The sequence below is a fragment of the Variovorax sp. 20P10.2.4 genome (genome assembly GCF_058244205.1).
Map to the genome: position 1 here is coordinate 1 of NZ_JBZAYE010001120.1, position 1,324 is coordinate 1,324.

At 70.1% G+C, this 1,324-nt stretch carries 2 protein-coding genes; both read right to left on the reverse strand.

The annotated features are described in order from the left end of the window. Window positions 1-454: Rossmann-fold NAD(P)-binding domain-containing protein (locus AC27VN_RS41620; RefSeq protein WP_490880530.1), on the reverse strand; the 454-nt coding region annotated here is incomplete at its 3' end. Window positions 455-462: 8 nt separating this feature from the next. Further along, a partial coding sequence (locus AC27VN_RS41625; RefSeq protein ID WP_490880531.1) for a Bug family tripartite tricarboxylate transporter substrate binding protein occupies window positions 463-1,324 on the reverse strand: 862 nt, incomplete at its 5' end.

Genomic DNA, 1,324 nt, shown 5'->3' on the forward strand with positions numbered 1-1,324 from the left:
TCACCGCGGTCTGGCCCGCGAGGTCGCGCGGCAGCCCGCTGCCCACGAGCGGCGCCCAGGTCTTCTCGCGCTGCGCTTCGAGCAGTTGCGGGAAGCGGCGCGCGAGCATCAGCACGCCGGCCAGCGCGGTCTGCACCACCACGCCCGCGTTGGCGCCCGAGGAGGTCGTGACCTCGACGCCGCGCGCGCGCAGCTCGCCGTACACGGGCCGGTCGGCGCCCGAGGAATGGGCATGCACCCAGCGCAGCGAGGGCGCGTGGCGCAGCGCATCGTGGAAGCGCAGGGTATGCGGCAGCAGTTCATGCTTGGTCGACAGGCCGGTGACGTCGCGCGAGACGAAGGCCACGTCGGCATCGGCGCCTTCGGTCACCACCAAGTGCGCGCGGCCGGCCAGCGCCTCGGCCAGGCCGGTGCCGGCCTGGAGCGCGGCGGCCTCGGTCATGAGGATGCGCAACGGCCCACTCATTCGGCCGTCGCGCCCGACTCGCGAACGATGGTCTTCCATTTCTCGTACTCCTGCCGCGTGAACTTGCCGAACTGCTCGGGCGTGCCGCCCACCGGGTCGGCGCCCTCGCGGATCATCTGCGCTTCGAGCGAAGGCAGCGCGTCGTTGACCGATTTGTTGAGCAGCGCGATCACTGGCGCGGGCGTGCCCTTGGGCGCGAAGAAGCCGAACCAGGAGCCGGCCGAGAAATCGCCGAAGCCCTTCTCGGCCACGGTCGGCACGTCGGGCAGCGAGCGCGAGCGCTTGAGGCTGCTGACCGCGATGGCGCGCAGCTTGCCCGCGCGGATGTGCGGGATCACCGAGGGAATGGTCGCGAACATGAACTGGATGCGTCCCGCGAGCAGGTCGGTGAGCGCGTTGGCGCCCTTGTAGGGCACGTGCAGCGTGTCGGCGCCGATGCGCTTGCCGAGCATGTAGCTCGACAGGTGCGAGGAGGTGCCGATGCCGGTCGAGCCGTAGTTGAGCTTGTTCGGGTTGGCCTTGGCATAGGCGATGAATTCCTCGAGCGTCTTCGCGGGCACCTCGGGGTTCACCACCAGCACGTTGGGCACGTCGGCGATCTGCACCACGGGCACCAGGTCGCGCAGCGGGTCGTAGGGCAGGTTCTTGTAGAGCGTCTGGTTGACGGCCATCGGGCCCACCGAGTTGACGATCAGCGTGTAGCCGTCGGCCGGCGCGCGCACCACGAACTCGGTGCCGATGTTGCCGCCGCCGCCGGGCTTGTTGTCGATCACGAAGGGCTGGCCGAGCTTCTCGGACATCTGCTGCGTGACGGCGCGCGCGAGGATGTCGGTGGTGCCGCCCGCGGTGAAGGCGACG